We start from the raw sequence: 16774 nt of genomic DNA, 5'->3' as shown, positions 1-16774 counted from the left end.
TCCTCTCAGGCTTGCGGGGGGGCTGCGAAGGGCACGTCCAGCGGCGCGGTGTCGAAGTTGCGCAGCAGTTCGATAAGGATCTGCGTGGCCGGGCCCAAGGTCTTTTCCTTGCTGGAGTAAAGGTAGAACAGTGGATGGCGGCTGCCCCCCTGATCCAGCGGCAGGGGCTTGAGCACGCCTTCGCGCAGCTCGCGCTCGATCATGTGCCGGGGCAGCCAGGCAAAGCCCAGGCCGCTGCCGACGAAGGTCGCCGCGGTGCCCAGGCTGCCTACCGTCCAGCGCTGCTCGGCGCCTAGCCAGCCGACATCACGTGGCTGGGCCCGACCGGAGTCGCGGATCACCACCTGCAACTGGCTTTCCAGGTCCTGGAAGGTGATTTCGCGGCCCATGCGGTGCAGGGCGTGTTCAGGGTGGGCGACGGCGATGAACTCCACCGGGCTGAGTTCGGTACCCAGGTAGCCACCGATGTTGAAGCTGCTGATGGCAAGGTCGGCGATGCCTTCGTGCAGCACTTCCTCGACGCCGGACAGCACCTCTTCGCGCAGGCGCACCCGGCACCCGCGACTCTGCGGCATGAACGCTGCCAGGGCGCGCACCAGGCGGGCGCTGGGGTAGGCGGCGTCGACCACCAGGCGCACCTCGGCTTCCCAACCCTGCTCCATGTGATGCGCCAGGTCTTCCAGCTGGCTGGCCTGCTTGACCAGTTGCCGCGAACGGCGCAGCAGCACGCTGCCAGCTTCGGTCAGGACCGCCTTGCGCCCGTCGATGCGCAGCAGCGGCACGCCCAGCTGCTCCTGCATGCGCGCCACGGTGTAGCTCACCGACGATTGCGAGCGGTGCAGGGCCTCTGCGGCCTGGGCGAACCCGCCGTGGTCGACCACCGCCTGCAGGGTCCGCCACTGATCCAGGGTAACGCGCGGTGCTTTCATCCAGGGCTCCTGTTGTCCTAAGCTGCGCTCTTCCCAAGGAGAGCGCCCGTATGAAGAAATGTTGTGCGGCTTTGCTGTTGTGCCTGCCCCTCGGGGCAATGGCTTACCCGATCGACGTGGAGAAGGAGCTGACCGGGGTCAAGGTCGACTACACCGCCTACGACACGGCCTATGACATCGGCTCGATCAGCCTCAACAACTATGGGCAGGTGCCGGCGGCGTGCAAGGTCACCTTCCGCAACGGCCCTGAGGCACCGAGGGTGCGCCGGGTCAACGTGCCTGCGGGCAGAAGCGTGGATGTCACCGCGAAGTTCAACCGGCAGATCATCAAACTGCGCATCGTGCTCGACTGCAAAGCGGAATAAAACAGGTTAATCGATAGGTTGATCCCACTTTTTACGCTTTTTTATCGATAGGTCAACCTCTAATCTCACCTCCATCGAATCGCCACCCTTACCGCCGATGGAGGCACACATGTCCCGCGTACTGATCATCGAAAGCAGCGCCCGCCAGCAGCATTCCGTTTCTCGCCAACTGACCCTGGATTTCATCCAGCAATGGCAAGCGGCGCATCCGGCCGACGAGATCACGGTGCGCGACCTGGCGGTGAACCCCGTGCCGCACCTGGACGCCAACTTGCTCGGCGGCTGGATGAAACCCGAGGAGCAGCGCAGCGCCACAGAGCGTGAGGCACTGGAGCGCTCCAACGCGCTGACCGACGAGTTGCTGGCCGCCGACGTGCTGGTGATGGCCGCGCCGATGTACAACTTCACCATCCCCAGCACCCTGAAGGCCTGGCTGGACCACGTGCTGCGCGCCGGCATCACCTTCAAGTACACCCCGACCGGCCCACAGGGCTTGCTCAATGGCAAGCGCGCCATCGTGCTGACCGCCCGCGGCGGTATCCATGCCGGTGCCAGCAGCGATCATCAGGAACCCTACCTGCGCCAGGTGATGGCCTTCATCGGTATCCACGATGTGGACTTCATCCATGCCGAAGGCCTGAACATGAGCGGCGAGTTCCACGAAAAGGGCCTGAACCAGGCCAAGGCCAGACTGGCCGCGGTGGCCTGAGCCGCGACGAATTCCCAACCCTGACACCTTGTTGCTCCTTTGGGTGTGCCTGCCCGGCCATAGAGATGGCCGGGCTTTTTTTGCTCGCAGAAAGTGCGCATCCTGTGCTGGCCTGATCGCCGACAAGCCAGCTCATCGATACAGCGCAGTCCTTGAAAATTGTGCGGTCGGTGTGGGAGCAGGCTTGCCGGCGATGGGCTGCGCAGCAGCCCCACAATCCCCATGGTTGAACTGCCCAGGCCCAACCCGCTAAGGTCCCCGCCTTGATCCACGAGGGCCAACCATGGGCTACCTGATAATCGTCGCGCTGATCCAGGCGTATTCCTTCAACCTGATCGGCGAATACCTGGCCGGCCACGTCGATAGCTATTTCGCCGTGCTGGCCCGCGTGCTGCTGGCCGGCTTGGTGTTCCTGCCACTGACCCGCTGGCGCCAGGTCGAGCCGCGCTTCATGCGCTCGATGCTGCTGATCGGCGCGCTGCAGTACGGCATCACCTATGTCTGCCTGTACCTCAGCTTCCGCGTGCTGACGGTGCCGGAGGTACTGCTGTTCACCATCCTCACCCCGTTGCATGTGACCTTGATCGAGGATGCCCTGAACCGCCGGTTCAATCCCTGGGCGCTGCTTGCCGCCCTGGTGGCAGTGGCCGGCGCGGCGGTAATCCGTTTCGACACGGTTACCGGCGAGTTCTTCATCGGTTTCCTGCTGCTGCAGCTGGCCAACTTCACCTATGCCGCCGGGCAGGTGCTGTACCGCCATCTGGTGGCCCGCCACCCCAGCGACCTGCCGCACTACCGCCGGTTCGGCTATTTCTACCTGGGCGCGTTGCTGGTGGTATTGCCGGCCTTCCTGCTGTTCGGCAATGCCCAGCACCTGCCGAGCACCGACACACAGTGGCTGGTGCTGCTGTTTCTCGGCCTGTGTCCGACTGCATTGGGGTTGTACTGGTGGAACAAGGGTGCCTGCCTGGTCTCCGGCGGTACCCTGGCGGTGATGAACAACCTGCATGTGCCGGTGGGCTTGCTGCTCAATCTGCTCATCTGGAACCAGGACGAGCCGCTGGGGCGCCTGGCCATTGGCGGTACGGTGATCCTGGCGTCGGTCTGGTTGAGCCGCTTGGGCGGTCCGCGTGCAGGGCTGCCGGGGACCGCCTCGTCGCGCTGAGATATCTGCGCAAGAGGCGCCCGCATGGGCGCCTTGGTCATTCACGCGGGCAATACCAAGGCAGGCTTTGCCCGGCCGGCGGTGACAGGCAAGATGGACGCAGGCGGCTCAAGATCGCCCGTACCGACAATGGATTTGCCTGACACTACAAGGAAGAGACCGTGAACCTTGACCTGACCGACCTGAAACTGTTCATCAAGATCGCCGAGTCCCCCAGCCTGACCCAGGGCGCCAAGCGTGCATGCCTCTCGCCAGGGGCCGCCAGCATGCGCATCAAGTCGATGGAAAACGAGCTTGGGGAGGGGCTTTTTCATCGCCAGCACAAAGGGCTGGTGCTGACCCTGGCAGGTCAGCGGTTGTTGATCCATGCCCGCAAGATCCTGCGCCAGCTCGAAGTGCTCAAGGCCGAATTCGACCACCGCGAAGAGGCTGACGGGGCAAGCATGCGCATGTATGTCGCAGGCTTCAGCGCATTCGAGTCGACCCAGCGCCGGTTGGTGCGCTATCTCGCCGATCACGCCAATGTCGCCATCGACCTGCAGCAACGCACGGCCGGGGATATCGTGCGCGGCATTCGCGAGGGCGCCGTTGACATGGGCGTGGTGGTCGGCAGCGACCCTGTCGAGGGGTGCGCCTCGATCACCCTGCCGGTGCTCAACTATGTCGCGGTGCTGCCCAGGCATCACGCATTGGTTGCCAGCGCTTCATTGCGCCTGGGCGACGTGCTGCGCCACCCGCAGGTCGGGTTGGCGACCGACAGCACATTGTGCCGTCTGATCGAGCAGCAGGCCGATATCGATGGCATCGTGGCCCAGTTCAGGATCAAGGTGTCCGGGGCCGAGTCGCTATGCCGGATGATCGCCGAAGGAGTCGGTATCGGTATCGCATCGGATGCGGCGGTGCAGCCCTATCTCGATGTCTGTGGCCTGGTGGCCCGACGCCTCGATGAAACCTGGGCGCGCCAGCAGCACATGATGTTGGTCAGGCATTTCGAACGCATGCCTCGGCATGTCACCGACCTGGTTTCCTACCTGAGCGCCGCCTGAACAAAACCGGCAAAGGGGCCGTGCAGCGGCCCCGATGGCGTGGTCATCGTGTACCGGGCACCAGGCTGAGGATTTCATCGATGGGCATGCAGGCCGGCTCGATTTCATAGGCCCGGTCGTGCTCGAGGATGCTGGTGGCGACCTGGCGCATGGCCGAGTAGGCGCCGCGCAGCATGTGGTTGGCGTAGATCACCGCATTGAAACCGGCATCGGCCAGGCACGAGAAGGTCAGTTGCGGATAGCTGGTCGGCACGCAGACCAGGGGTGTGTGCGGATGGGTCTGCTTGAAGCGGCGGGCGAATTCGAGGATCTCCTCGCCTGTGCTCTTGCGGCTGTGGATCATGATGCCGTCGGCGCCGGCCTGGGTGTAGGCCCGACAGCGCGCGAGGGCGTCGTCAAGGCCTTTTTCCAGGATCAGGCTCTCGCAGCGGGCGAAGATCATCATCGAGCCTCCCAGGCGATGATGGGTGCCGACCCTGATCTTGTCGCAGAAGTGTTCGACGGTTTCCTGCTCCTGATGCACGCTCAGGCCCAACAGCGAGTTCTTTTTCAGCCCGCATTTGTCTTCGATGACTATCGCCGACACCCCGGCGCGGGCCAGCCATTGCACATGGATGGCGAAATGCTCGATCTTGCCGCCGGTGTCGGCGTCGTAGATCAGCGGCAGGTCGCAGACCGCGAGGATTTCGTTCAGCCGTTCCAGGCGGTCGCTGGGCGAGAGAATCTCGATGTCCGGCAGGCAGCGCTGGGTCGAGTCGGTCAGCGAGCTGGACCAGATGGCATCGTAGCCCAGGCTGGTGTCGCCGGCGCCGAGGCGCACGCTCTTGGCCAGCATGGCCGAGATCGGGCTGTGTGCCTCGAGTACCCGCAGGCAGGCTTTTTCACTGAGCAACTGCCGCAGGTCGATGCGTGCGTCACGCTTGATCACGTTCATATGCCTCATCCCTGTTGTGAGGTGTTCTTCAGGCGGCGAGCACCGACTCCATCTTGTTCAGGTGTTCGCAGGCTCTTTTCACGTATTCGCAGGACAGTGCCTCGATGCGGGTGTGGTCCAGTGCCTGGTGGGTGGCGCGGCAATAGAGTTCGAGGGCGCTGGTGGCATGGAAGAAATGCTGTGCCTCGACCGCGCCGCAATGCACGCTGAGGAACGAGGCGATGCGATGCGCCTCGCCCGCCGTCTTGCCTTGCGCCTCCTTGAGCCAGTCCTTCCACAGGGGCGTCATCATGTTGTACTCCCCGGTATTGAACAACTCGGTCATCGCCATCATCTCGATGGCCTCGACCAGTTGCGGGGCGAGCGGCCGCTTGCTGCCTACCCAGGTGGAGAATTCCTTGGTCACCGGGTTCAGGTAGCGGTCCTGCAGACGCCAGTCCTCCGAACCGCAGATGGCGGTGGCCATGCGCGCATACAGCTTGGAGTGGTGCGGGTGGCCGTGCATCTCGCCCAGGCCGATGTCCTCGACGATGATCTCGCCGCAGTGACGGGCGGCGTCCAGCAACAGCAGCCGGGCCTGGGGATCGTCGATGGCCTCGGACTCCTGCAGCAAGCGCACGATGATGCTTGAAACTGCATGGGCGGCACCGTCCGGGCTGCGCCAGCCACAGAAGAAGGTGCACAGGCTTTCCCGTGACCAGGGCCTGGCGGTGATGCGCTGGTAGGTGTCGAGGTAACCCTCCAGCAGGTCGGCGTGCACCTCGAAGCCTTTTTTCAGGGCGCTGGCCAGCCGTTTGTCCTGCACATCGGTCAGGGCCTGGTCGACGAATGACAGCATGAAATCCGTTTTCTTCATGTCATGTTCTCGCGGGTGGTGGAAAGTCCGGGGTCAGGCAAGCGTTGCTATAAAGTCGGTGAAGCGTCTTAGGCCCTCCTCGAGGTCCTGCGGGCTTACCGAGTAGGACAGGCGCACGGCGCACGGGTCGCCATTGCTGCAGCCAGGCACCAGGGCGATGCGCGCCTCGGTCAGCAACAGCTCGCAGAGGTGGCTGGCGTCGCGGATCGCCTCGCCCTGGTAGCGTTTGCCGAGCAGGCGGGTGATATCCAGGTAGAGGTAGAACGCGCCCTGCGGTGGCGAAAAGCGGATGGACTCGAGCTTGCCAAGCAGCGCCGTGGCGATAGCCAGCTGCCGATCAAGCTGGGCATTGACCTCCGCACCGAACTGCCGCGCACCGTCGCCATGCAGTGCGTTGAGCGCCGCGTACTGGGCCAGGCTGCTGGGATTGGAGGTGGTGTGGGCCTGCAGGTTGTGCATGGCCGTGATCACCGCCTTCGGCGCACAGGCATAGCCCAGGCGCCAGCCGGTGACCGCCTGGCTCTTGGAGAACGAGTCGATGATGATGGTCGAGGCCTTGAGCTCGGGCAGCAGTGCGACCAGGTTGTGATGTTGCTGGCCATCGCGCAGCAGGCTGCGGTAGCACTCGTCGAAGATCACCCAGAGCTTGTGTTTCAGGGCCAGCTCACCGATGGCGACCAGTTCCCGCGGGTCATAGACCACCCCGGTGGGGTTGTTGGGGGTGTTGATGATGATCGCTTTGCTGCGCGGCGACACGGCGGCCTTGACCGCCGCGCCGCGCAGGCTGTGGTTGTCGCCTTTGGTGTCGACGAACACCGGACGGGCGCCGGTCAGTTCGACCTGGGTGGGGAAGGTCTCCCAGTAGGGCCGCGGGATGATCACTTCATCACCCGGATCGAGCAGTACCATGGCGCTGTTGAACAGGGCTTGCTTGGCACCACTGGACACCGCGATCTCATCGGCGTCGTAGTCGACGCCCAGGCGCTGGCTGACGCTGCTGGCCAGGGCCTGGCGCAGCCGCGGATTGCCCAGTGGCGGGGTGTAGCGGTTCCACTGTTCGTGGACCGCCGCGATGGCGCCTTGGCGCATGTCCGGGGCGGCGTCGCTGGACAGCTCGCCGGCGGCGAAGTTGATCACCTTGATGCCGGCGTCACGCAGGGCGTTGGCCTTGCTGCGCATGCTCGAGGTGCCGGGCGCGCTGATACGCGCGGATCGTTGCGACAGTCCGTTGCTCATGGTTCACGTCCTTGTTGTTCTCGATCTGGACCGATGTTGCGGATCAGCGGCGCGGCAGTCCCTTCATGCCGTTGTAGATCACCAGGCACAGCGGCAAGGTCAGCAGCAGCACGCAGGCCAGCACCACCAGGCCTTCGGTGACGCCGGCCTGGTCGGATATCGCGCCGATCAGCACCGGGGAGAGGGCGCCACCCCCAACGGTGCCGGTGTAGAACCAGGCGAATACCCGGTCGCGCCGCTCCCGTGGGGCGAAATCCGGAACCAGGCCGCCAAGCACCGATGAGGTGCCGTTGAGCGCCACGCCGATTAGCGGCATCACCAGCATCAGGGGGCCATAGGGCAATACCAATGCCAGCAGGATCAGCAGCGCGGTCAGCACTTCCGTGCAGATCACCGTGCGCACCGGCCCCAGGCGCGCGCCCAGGTAGCCGCAAAACAGCTTGCCGAAGGCGCCGCCGATGAACAGCAGGGCCAGGGCCAGACCAATGTGCTCGGTGCTGGCGCCCTTGCTCTGCAGCAGGAACGGCAGGAAAGTCAGAAAGCCCATGCGTACGCCGCTGTCGATGCTGCCGGTGGCGATCAGCGCCATCAGGCCGGCTGGGGTGCCGATCGCGTCGGCGACCTTGGTCTTCTTGCTGGCGGCTTCGTGCGCCTGGCTCTTCGGCATCAGCCACCACAAGGCGAAGGCGGCGGCGATGCCGAGCATGCCGAGCAGGGTGGCATTGGTCTGCCAGGAGATGTAGACCAGCACCACCCCGGTCAGGCCGGGGATGACCGCCTTGCCGATATCCCCGGCAAAGTTGTACTGGGCCAGTGCCTGCTTGACCCGCCCGCTGCCCTCGTAGGCGTCTGAGACCAGCGCTGAAGCCAGTGGGTGCTGGGTACTGGCGCCAAGGCCACCGATCATGAGAGCCAGCAACAGTAGATTTATGTCCGTGGCCTGGGCCGCCAGCAGGTAGGCGAAGCCCGCTAGGGCAGTGCCCCTGACAAGCAGGGTCTCGCGGCCCCATTTGCGCGCGCCGCGGCTGGCCAGCAACTGGAAGCCGGCCATCATCCCGGCGTAGGCGCCGCGCAGCAGGCCGACCTGGGCATAGCTCAGGCCGAAGGCCGCCTGCCAGATAGGCAGCAGCACATAGATTACGTCGGTCAGGCCATCGTGCACGCCATGGGCCAGGCTGCCGGCGGCCAATGCCTTGCGGCGGTCGGCTGGGTCGCTGCGGTCCGGTTCGTCGAGTGGTTTTTCCAGGGAGATGTCCTGACGCATCGCTTGCTCGCAGTCCTTTGTCCGATACCGTGCCGCCTGTCATTGGGGCGACCTGTTCGCTGCAGGTTAGGAGAAGCGGGGAGAGGCGGGTATTCGTATTTCTCGAAGGTTGGCGTTTAATAATTCTGAAATACTTGTAACTAATTGTTTCTTTATGGTTTGTGTGAACACAAGTTCATTGTGCACAGCTGAAAAACTTTCCGTTCCTCAGCGATTCGTGGGGCGGGCTTGCCCCCGCGATGGCCGTATCAGCCTTTTCGCGGGGCAAGCCCGATCCTACGCCCGCCCAAGATCAGGCCTCGTCGAATGCCCGCATCGAGGTCACCAAAGGCGGCCTGGCCGCTAGCCCCGCACGCATGTCATTACCACTGGGCTGCTGATAAAGGCTCAGCCCGAACTCCGGTAGCACGGCCAACAGGTAGTCGAAGATATCGCCCTGGATGCGCTCGTATTCGGCCCACACCGTGGTGGTGGTGAAGCAGTAGATCTCCAGCGGCACGCCTTCGGCGGTGGTCTGCATCTGGCGGACCATGCAGGTCATGTTCGGGTGCACGTTGGGGTGGCTCTTCAGGTACGCCAGGGCGAAGGCGCGGAAGGTACCGATATTGGTCAACTGTCGGCGGTTGGCCGACAGCCCGGCGTTGTGGCCCTGGGCTTCGTTCCATTCACGCAGCTCCTGGCGCTTGCCGGCCAGGTAGTCGCCGAGCAGACGCACCTGGCCCAGGCGCTGTTCTTCTTCCTGGGTCAGGAAACGTACGCCCGCGGCATCGATGAACAAGCTGCGCTTGATCCGCCGTCCGCCGGACTGCTGCATGCCGCGGTAGTTGCGGAACGCCTCGCTCATCAGGCGCCAGGTGGGAATGGAGACAATGGTCTTGTCGAAGTTCTGCACCTTGACCGTGTGCAGGGTGATGTCGACCACGTCGCCGTCGGCGCCGGCCTGGGGCATCTCGATCCAGTCGCCGACATGCAGCATGTCGTTGCTGGTCAGTTGCACGCTGGCGACGAACGACAGCAGGGTGTCCTTGTACACCAACAGCAGCACCGCCGACATGGCGCCCAGACCGGACAGCAGCAATAGTGGCGAGCGGTCGATCAGGGTGGCGACGATGACAATGGCGGCAAAGATCCACAGCATCATCTTGGCCAGTTGCATGTAGCCCTTGATCGAGCGGGTGCGGGCATGTTCGGTGCGGGCGTAGATGTCCAGCAGCGCGTCGAGCAGGCAGGACAGGGCGCGGGTCATGAACAGCAGCGTCACGGCCAGGGCGACGTTGCCGAGGAAATGCTGGGCGGCGGCCGACAGCTCCGGCACCAGCTTCAGGCCGAACTGCACCACCAGTGACGGTGTTGTCTGGGCCAGACGATGGAATACTTTGTTGTGACGCAGGTCGTCCAGCCACCGGAGTGCCTGTTGGCGGCCAAGCAGGCGGGTGGAGTGCAGGATCAGGAAGCGCGCCAGGCGGCCGATCAGCAGCGAGACGAGCAGCAGCACGGCCAGGCCGAGGGCGGCGTGCAGCAGCGAGTGTTGGTCGAGCGTGCCCCAGAGGTCGAGGGCGTCACGCCAGAAGCGTTGGATGTCCATGGGCTTGGAAACGGTCTGTGTTGCGGTTCGAAGCGTTATTAGAGCGTGGATCGGCGCAAAGTTGCCAAAAGAAATTCGGTTCTGGCCACGGAAAACGTTACCCTATGCAACTGAATTTTTCGCACTTGCCCGAGGTTACCCCGTGTTTTCCCAATTCGCCCTGCACGAACGCCTGCTCAAAGCCGTGGCCGAGCTGAAATTTGTCGAGCCGACCCCGGTGCAGGCGGCGGCCATTCCCCTGGCCCTGCAAGGGCGTGACCTGCGGGTGACGGCGCAGACCGGCAGCGGCAAGACTGCCGCCTTCGTGCTGCCACTGCTCAACCGCCTGGTCGACCGCAGCGGCCCGAGCGTGGAAATCCGTGCGCTGATCCTGCTACCGACCCGCGAGCTGGCCCAGCAGACCCTCAAGCAGGTGCAGCTGTTCTCGCAGTTCACCTACATCAAGTCGGGGCTGGTCACCGGCGGTGAAGACTTCAAGGAACAGGCGGCAATGCTGCGCAAGGTGCCGGACGTGCTGATCGGCACCCCAGGCCGACTGCTCGAGCAGCTCAATGCCGGCAACCTCGACCTGTCCCACGTTGACGTGCTGATCCTCGACGAAGCCGACCGCATGCTCGACATGGGCTTCGCCGAAGACATGGAACGCTTGTGCAAAGAGTGCGAAAACCGCAAGCAGACCTTGCTGTTCTCGGCCACCACTGGTGGCGCGGCATTGCGCGACATCATCGGCAAGGTGCTCAAAGACCCTGAGCACCTGATGCTCAACAGCGTCTCGCAGCTCGCCGAAGGCACCCGCCAGCAGATCATCACCGCTGACCACGACCAGCACAAAGAGCAGATCGTGCAGTGGCTGCTGGCCAACGAGACCTACAAGAAGGCAATCATCTTCACCAACACCCGCGCCCTGGCCGACCGCATCTACGGCCACCTGGTGGCCAAGGAGGTCAAGGCGTTCGTCCTGCACGGCGAGAAGGACCAGAAGGACCGCAAGCTAGCCATCGACCGCTTCAAGGACGGCGGCTCCAAGGTGCTGGTGGCCACTGACGTCGCGGCCCGCGGCCTGGATATCGACGGCCTCGATCTGGTGATCAACTTCGACATGCCACGCAGCGGCGACGAGTACGTGCACCGTATCGGTCGCACCGGCCGTGCCGGCGGCGAAGGGCTGGCGATCTCGCTGATCACCCACAACGACTGGAACCTGATGTCGAGCATCGAACGCTACCTCAAGCAGCAGTTCGAGCGCCGCGTCATCAAGGAGGTCAAGGGTACCTATAACGGTCCGAAGAAGGTCAAGGCGTCGGGCAAGGCTGCCGGCACCAAGAAGAAAAAGACCGAGAAGAAGGCGGGCGCCGACAAGAAAGGCGCCGCCAAGCGCAAGCCGTCCGCCAAGCCGAAGGCCAATGCGCCGCTGGCCAGCGCCGATGGCCTGGCACCGCTGAAAAAGCGCAAGCCGGCAGCTGAGTAAGCACTTCCTGCAATGAGCCCGCCACTGCAACGGTGGCGGGTTGCTTCACCTCCTTCCCCAGGGCGCGTAGCCCATTTCCCAAACCCTCTTCCAGCCCGGGCATTTTGTCGCCCGAGCGCCACACTCCTCTGGCATGTGCAGTCAAGGAGGAGTAGCGTATGTACAGCTGTAAATACGATTGTCCCGTGCGATTTGAATGGGACGAGGAAAAGAACCAGCTCAACATCCGCAAGCACGGTATCGACTTCAACGATGTGCCCGAGATGCTCCGTCAGCCGATGCTGGCGCTGCGGGATGAGCGATTCGAGTACCCGGAGGCACGCTGGATCGGCATGGGCTGGATCAATGCCTGGGTCAGCGTGGTCGCCTACACCGAACGGCAGGGTGATGTGATCCGCATCATTTCCGCCAGAAGAGCCACTCGACGTGAGGTAACGCGCTATGTCGAAACCGTCCAGAAGCTGTGAGCGAGACCAAGCCCCGGTCGATACCTCGGACATCCCCGAACTCGACGATGACTTCTTCCGCCGCGCCGAACTGCGGGTGCCGGCCAAGCATACAGTGACCATCCGCCTGGATGCCGATGTACTGATCTGGTTCAAGGAGCAGGGCGCCGGCTACCAGACCCGCATCAACCAGTTGCTTCGTCAGTACATGCAGGCCCAGCAGCGGCGTTGATCCGGGCGCGGTCAGGTTTTCCTTTCCGCCTCCTTCAGCTCCTGGATGCGCTTGTCGATCAACTGGCACTTGTCCGGCAGGTCCTTGCTGGCGGTGCCGAGGTCCATGTGCTGGAGCTCCTCATTGATCTCCTTGGCCTTTTGAGCGTTCTGCTCGGTCAACTGGCTCACCAGGCCTGCCAATTGCTCTCTTTTCTGTGTGGCCTCTTCCGGTGTGCAGGCCCAGATGGGCTGCGCGCAGAGCAGGGCTGTCGCGCAGAGGATGCAGGGTAGCGGTTTCATCCTTTGGTTCCCTTGTCAGTCGATTCCTGCGGTGGAGATCGCTGGCTGGCCGGAAGTTCAGCGCGGGCGACTGGCGGGACAGGTGCCGTCATCCAGATACTATTTTTTGACGATATTAATTTGACGCTTCAGTGATGGCTAAATAGTATCTCACGCTCTTTTTCGCCCATGTTTGCCGTAGCGCTGGCAAGCATGAGTACCTGACCGCCTGATTCACGAGACCTGACATGGACGTCCGCCTGTTTGCCTTCCTGGCCCGCCAACGCTCGGCCAAAATTCAGCCGCGCGAGCAGTTCTGCGGGTTGCCCAAGCGCGGTCTGGCGCTGCTGCTGGCCAACGCCATGTTCTGGCAGCCGCTTTGGGCACAGGCCGCCGAAGGCGTGGTGGTCAGCGGGCCGGGCACCAGCCTGGGGCAGGCGGGCAACGGCGTGCCCATCGTCAACATCGCCGCGCCCAACGGCAGCGGCCTGTCGCACAACCAGTTCAGCGACTACAACGTCGGCCAGCAGGGGCTGATCCTCAACAACGCCACCGACCGCACCCAGGCCACCCAGCTGGGCGGCATCATCCTCGGCAACCCGAACCTGCGGGGGACGGCGGCCAGCGTCATCCTCAACGAGGTCAACGGCGCCAACGCCAGCCAGCTGCGCGGCTACACCGAAGTGGCCGGACGCGGGGCGCATGTCATCGTCGCCAACCCCCACGGCATCACCTGCGATGGCTGCGGCTTCATCAACACGCCACAGGCCACGCTCAGCACCGGCAAGCCGGTGCTCGAGAACGGCCAGCTGAGCCGTTACCAGGTCGACCAGGGCCATATCGCCATCGAAGGGGCGGGGCTCAACGCCAGCAATGTCGACAGCTTCGAGCTGATTGCCCGCAGCACGAAAATCAACGCCGAGATCCAGGCGCGCAACCTGGCCATCGTCGCCGGGCGCAACGATGTCGATGCACGCACCCTGGCGGCCACGGCGCGCCAGGACGACGGCAGTACCAAGCCGAGCCTGGCCATCGACTCCAGCGCCTTGGGCGGCATGTATGCCGGCGCGGTCAGGCTGGTGGGTACCGAGGCCGGGGTGGGCGTGCGCCTGGACGGGCGGATGATCGCCAGCGGCGGCGATATCCAGCTCGAGGCCAACGGCCAGTTGCGCATGGCCCAGGCCAGCGCCACTGGCGATGTACGCCTGCAGGCGGCAGCTATCGATGCGCAGGGCCCGGTGCATGCCGGCCAGCGATTGCAGCTGGACAGTCGCGGCGAGCTGGTCAACCGGCAGGGGCTGACCGCTGCAGGTTCGGTACAACTAGACGCGGCTGGTCAACTGAGCAACCTTGGCGGTATCCAGGCGGGTATCAACATCGATGGTCAGCGCGTGGCCGGCGCCGACCTGAAGATCAGCGCCGGTGCGGTGGACAACCGCAACCAGCGCCTGATCGCCAGCGGCGACCTGAGCGTCTCCACCGGCAGCCGCCTGGACAACCAGGGCGGCAGCCTCAGTGCCGGGCGCGACCTCAGCGTCAACGCCGCGACCCTGGACAACCGCCAGCAGGGCAAGGTCCTCGCCGACGGGAGCATGACCCTCACCGGTGGCCAACTGCTCAACGGCGACCGTGGCCAGATCACCAGCCAGGGCGCGCTGAACGCCACCTGGGCCCATCTGGACAACCAGGCCGGCGAACTGTCCAGCCTCGATACCCTGGCCCTGAACCTCGGCAGCCTGGACAACCGCACTGGCAAGGTCCTGGCCAACCGCGGCATCACCGTCACCAGCCAAGGGCTGGTGGACAACCGCACTGGCCGGATCGCCAGCCAGGCCACCCTCGACCTGAGCGCCCAGACCCTGAACAACGGCCAGGGCGGTCATATCAGCGGCAACCAGGCAGTCGGCGTCAATGTCGGCCGGCTCGACCAGCAGGGCGGTCACCTGAGCAGCGTCACCGCGCTGACCCTGGACCTGAACCATGGCCAGCTGGACAACCGCGACGGCAAGATCGCCGCCAACCAGCTGCGCCTGCGCCAGATCGCCGATATCGACAACCAGCATGGCGAGATCTTCGGCAAGGGCGCCTTCACCCTGGCGGGCCGCAGCCTCGACAACACGGGCGGCAAGTTCTACAGCGAACAGGCCCTGACCGTGCGCCTCGACCAGTTGCTCGACAACCTCGATGGCCTGGTGTCGGCCGACGGCCTGGATATCCGCGCCCTGACCCTGAACAACCAGGGCGGCGTGGTCACCAGCAAGTCGGGCCTGGCATTGGTCACGGGCGCAGCCATCGACAACCGCCACGGCGAGATCTCCAGCACCAGCCTCGGCCAGGTAACGGCAGACAGCCTCGACAACCGTGAAGGCACGGTCACTGGCGGGGCGCTGGCGTTGGCCATCGCCCAGGCGGTGGACAATCGCCAAGGCGTGCTGGCTGCCGACAAGGCGCTGACGTTGAACGCCGCCAGCCTCGACAACCGCGAGCAAGGCAAGCTGCTCAGCGATGGCACGCTCACCGCCAAGGTCAGCGGGCTGCTGGACAACCAAGCCAAGGGCCTGGTGAACGGCGTGGGCGCCACCCATATCGATGCGGGGCAGTTGGACAACCGCGGTGGCCGCCTGGTGGGCAAGGACCTGCTGACCCTGCAGGGCCAGCGCTGGGTCAACCGCGGCGGCAAGATCGAGGCCGACGGCGCACTGACACTGACCATCGACCACCTCGACAACCGCGACCAGGGCCTGGTCAGCGGCCAGGCCGGGGCTCGCTACAGCGGCAGCGAGCTGCTCAACCAGCTCGGCATCCTGGGCGCCAAGGGCAACCTCGACCTGGTCGCCGCGCACCTGGACAACAGTGGCGGCAGCCTGACCAGCGGCGGCGATCTCGATGGCCAGGTCACGCGCCTGGAGCAGCTGGGCGGCAAGCTGTCCGCCGACGGCACGCTGACCCTCAAGGGCAGTACACTGGTCAACCGCCAGGGCGCCGTGGTCGGCGCCGGGCAGGACATGCGCCTGACCGTGGACAGCGTCGACAACCGCGGCGGCGAACTGTCCGCGGCCAAGGCGCTCAACCTCACTGGTGAGCGCCTGGACAACACCGGCGGCCAGGTCCTGGCCGATACCGACCTGGCGCTGACGGTGGCCGAGGTCATCAACCAGGCCCAGGGCCTGTTGCGCGGCAAGGGCCAACTGACCCTCGACGGCCAGACCCTGGACAACCGCGACGGGCGTGTTTCCGCCGAGCAGGGCGCACGCTTGCGCCTGAGCCAGGCGCTGGACAACGGCAAGGGGCTGCTGACCAGCGAGGGTGACCTCGACATCGGCGCCGCCAGCCTGGACAACAGCGACGCCGAGCTGAGCAGCGCCGGCAAGCTGACCCTGGCCACCACCGGCAAGGTCGACAACCAGCGCGGCTCGATCACCGCCGACGGCGCCCTCGACCTGCGCAGTGCCAGCCTCGACAACCGCGCCGGCGAGGTCGGCGCCCAGGGGGCCATGGACATCGTCACCGGCACCCTCGACAACCGCGACAGCGGCCATGTGGTCGGCAACGACCGCCTGACCCTCAAGGCCGGCCAGGTCAACAACGCGGGCAGCGACAGCCGCATCGACAGCGATGGCGCCATGCACCTGACCGCCAGCGGTTTCGACCAGCAGGCCGGCCGGATGCTGAGCAAGGCCTCGATCACCCTCGACCTGGGCCAAGGCGCGCTGGTCAACCACGGCCTGATCAAGGCCCCGGTGCTGGTACTGAACAACCTCGGCCGCGTCGACAACCAGAACGGCGAAATCACCAGCCCGCAAGGCTTCACCTTTGTGGCCGACTCCCTGGACAACCGCCAGGGCAAGCTGCTCAGCGAGCAGGCCTTGACGGTGCGTATCGCCCAGGCGCTGGACAACACCAAGGGCCTGGTCTCGGCCAAGGGCCTGGACCTGCATGCCGCGAGCCTCGACAACCGTGAGGGCACCGTCAGCAGCCGCGCCGGCCTGGTGCTGACCGTCGACGGTCGCCTGGACAACCGCCAGGGCACCCTGGTGGGCGACACCGCCCTCAACCTTGTTGCCGCGACGCTGGACAACAGCAAGGGCAAGGTCTCGGGCAAAGGTCAGGGCGAGATCCAGGCCGACACCTTGCTCAACCACGCCGGTTCGCTGGTCAGCCTCGAGCAACTGCGGATCAAGAGCGGTGAGCTGGACAACCGCGAGGCGGGGCTGCTCGGCAGCAATGGCGCGCTGACCCTGGAGGTCGACCGCATCGACAACCGTGGTGGTGAGATCAC

The 16774-nt window shown here is 64.7% G+C and carries 15 protein-coding genes; 8 read left to right on the top strand and 7 right to left on the bottom strand.

Features of this window, described 5'->3' with window-relative positions; translation table 11 throughout:
• Positions 1–5: 5 nt before the first annotated feature.
• Positions 6–929 (bottom strand): LysR family transcriptional regulator, encoded by a 924-nt coding sequence (locus OH705_RS23800; protein WP_028693074.1) that lies wholly within the window; start codon positions 927–929, stop codon positions 6–8.
• A gap of 50 nt (positions 930–979) precedes the next feature.
• Here OH705_RS23800 and OH705_RS23795 point away from each other — a divergent pair, with 50 nt between their 5' ends.
• The 4 genes from OH705_RS23795 (at position 980) to OH705_RS23780 (ending at position 4214) form a co-directional block, all read left to right on the top strand.
• Complete coding sequence (locus tag OH705_RS23795; RefSeq protein ID WP_023629501.1) at positions 980–1294, top strand: hypothetical protein; 315 nt, start codon at positions 980–982, stop codon at positions 1292–1294.
• 109 nt (positions 1295–1403) lie between these two features.
• Complete coding sequence (locus OH705_RS23790) at positions 1404–2003, top strand: FMN-dependent NADH-azoreductase (protein ID WP_267303112.1); 600 nt, start codon at positions 1404–1406, stop codon at positions 2001–2003.
• Between the two features lie 283 nt (positions 2004–2286).
• Positions 2287–3168 (top strand): carboxylate/amino acid/amine transporter, encoded by an 882-nt coding sequence (locus OH705_RS23785; protein ID WP_104444325.1) that lies wholly within the window; start codon positions 2287–2289, stop codon positions 3166–3168.
• A gap of 161 nt (positions 3169–3329) precedes the next feature.
• Positions 3330–4214: a LysR family transcriptional regulator gene (locus OH705_RS23780; protein WP_023629504.1), complete on the top strand. Its 885-nt coding sequence runs from the start codon at positions 3330–3332 to the stop codon at positions 4212–4214.
• A 43-nt stretch (positions 4215–4257) separates the two neighbouring features.
• Here the strand turns inward: OH705_RS23780 and aepX are convergent, their stop codons facing one another.
• From aepX to OH705_RS23755, 5 genes are all read right to left on the bottom strand, one after another.
• Positions 4258–5148, bottom strand: a complete 891-nt coding sequence (aepX, locus tag OH705_RS23775; protein WP_023629505.1) for a phosphoenolpyruvate mutase — start codon at positions 5146–5148, stop codon at positions 4258–4260.
• A gap of 28 nt (positions 5149–5176) precedes the next feature.
• Positions 5177–6004: a hypothetical protein gene (locus OH705_RS23770; protein WP_267303111.1), complete on the bottom strand. Its 828-nt coding sequence runs from the start codon at positions 6002–6004 to the stop codon at positions 5177–5179.
• Positions 6005–6037: 33 nt separating this feature from the next.
• Entirely contained in the window at positions 6038–7240 is a 1203-nt protein-coding gene (locus tag OH705_RS23765) for a pyridoxal phosphate-dependent aminotransferase (RefSeq protein ID WP_104444323.1), read from the bottom strand.
• A 43-nt stretch (positions 7241–7283) separates the two neighbouring features.
• The gene (locus tag OH705_RS23760; protein ID WP_267303110.1) at positions 7284–8504 is read right to left on the bottom strand and encodes an MFS transporter; all 1221 of its coding nucleotides are present in this window, start codon (positions 8502–8504) and stop codon (positions 7284–7286) included.
• A gap of 292 nt (positions 8505–8796) precedes the next feature.
• Entirely contained in the window at positions 8797–10089 is a 1293-nt protein-coding gene (locus OH705_RS23755; RefSeq protein ID WP_267303109.1) for a mechanosensitive ion channel family protein, read from the bottom strand.
• 142 nt (positions 10090–10231) lie between these two features.
• Here OH705_RS23755 and OH705_RS23750 point away from each other — a divergent pair, with 142 nt between their 5' ends.
• The 3 genes from OH705_RS23750 (at position 10232) to OH705_RS23740 (ending at position 12235) form a co-directional block, all read left to right on the top strand.
• Positions 10232–11557 (top strand): DEAD/DEAH box helicase, encoded by a 1326-nt coding sequence (locus OH705_RS23750; RefSeq protein WP_023631179.1) that lies wholly within the window; start codon positions 10232–10234, stop codon positions 11555–11557.
• Positions 11558–11742: 185 nt separating this feature from the next.
• The gene (locus tag OH705_RS23745; RefSeq protein ID WP_094010352.1) at positions 11743–12024 is read left to right on the top strand and encodes a BrnT family toxin; all 282 of its coding nucleotides are present in this window, start codon (positions 11743–11745) and stop codon (positions 12022–12024) included.
• The gene (locus OH705_RS23740) at positions 11999–12235 is read left to right on the top strand and encodes a BrnA antitoxin family protein (RefSeq protein WP_267303108.1); all 237 of its coding nucleotides are present in this window, start codon (positions 11999–12001) and stop codon (positions 12233–12235) included. The genes OH705_RS23745 and OH705_RS23740 overlap by 26 nt, the downstream gene beginning before the upstream one ends.
• An 11-nt stretch (positions 12236–12246) precedes the next feature.
• Here OH705_RS23740 and OH705_RS23735 read toward each other — a convergent pair whose 3' ends face one another.
• Entirely contained in the window at positions 12247–12516 is a 270-nt protein-coding gene (locus OH705_RS23735) for a hypothetical protein (RefSeq protein ID WP_046856643.1), read from the bottom strand.
• Positions 12517–12743: 227 nt separating this feature from the next.
• On the opposite strand from OH705_RS23735, the gene OH705_RS23730 reads away from it, so the two are divergent.
• The coding region (locus tag OH705_RS23730; protein WP_267303107.1) for a filamentous hemagglutinin N-terminal domain-containing protein at positions 12744–16774 on the top strand (4031 nt) is incomplete at its 3' end.

The organism is Pseudomonas sp. BJa3 (genome assembly GCF_026343815.1).
Lineage (GTDB): Bacteria > Pseudomonadota > Gammaproteobacteria > Pseudomonadales > Pseudomonadaceae > Aquipseudomonas > Aquipseudomonas soli.
Note: the sequence above shows the minus strand (reverse complement) of the source record. Positions and strands in the feature narration are given on the sequence as shown.

Excerpts from the sequence above, each read along its gene's own strand:
- OH705_RS23800 (WP_028693074.1), bottom strand. The coding sequence starts at position 929 with ATGAAAGCACCGCGCGTTACCCTGGATCAGTGGCGGACCCTGCAGGCG.
- OH705_RS23795 (WP_023629501.1), top strand. The coding sequence starts at position 980 with ATGAAGAAATGTTGTGCGGCTTTGCTGTTGTGCCTGCCCCTCGGGGCA.
- OH705_RS23790 (WP_267303112.1), top strand. The coding sequence starts at position 1,404 with ATGTCCCGCGTACTGATCATCGAAAGCAGCGCCCGCCAGCAGCATTCC.
- OH705_RS23785 (WP_104444325.1), top strand. The coding sequence starts at position 2,287 with ATGGGCTACCTGATAATCGTCGCGCTGATCCAGGCGTATTCCTTCAAC.
- aepX (WP_023629505.1), bottom strand. The coding sequence starts at position 5,148 with ATGAACGTGATCAAGCGTGACGCACGCATCGACCTGCGGCAGTTGCTC.
- OH705_RS23770 (WP_267303111.1), bottom strand. The coding sequence starts at position 6,004 with ATGAAGAAAACGGATTTCATGCTGTCATTCGTCGACCAGGCCCTGACC.
- OH705_RS23765 (WP_104444323.1), bottom strand. The coding sequence starts at position 7,240 with ATGAGCAACGGACTGTCGCAACGATCCGCGCGTATCAGCGCGCCCGGC.
- OH705_RS23760 (WP_267303110.1), bottom strand. The coding sequence starts at position 8,504 with ATGCGTCAGGACATCTCCCTGGAAAAACCACTCGACGAACCGGACCGC.
- OH705_RS23755 (WP_267303109.1), bottom strand. The coding sequence starts at position 10,089 with ATGGACATCCAACGCTTCTGGCGTGACGCCCTCGACCTCTGGGGCACG.
- OH705_RS23740 (WP_267303108.1), top strand. The coding sequence starts at position 11,999 with ATGTCGAAACCGTCCAGAAGCTGTGAGCGAGACCAAGCCCCGGTCGAT.
- OH705_RS23735 (WP_046856643.1), bottom strand. The coding sequence starts at position 12,516 with ATGAAACCGCTACCCTGCATCCTCTGCGCGACAGCCCTGCTCTGCGCG.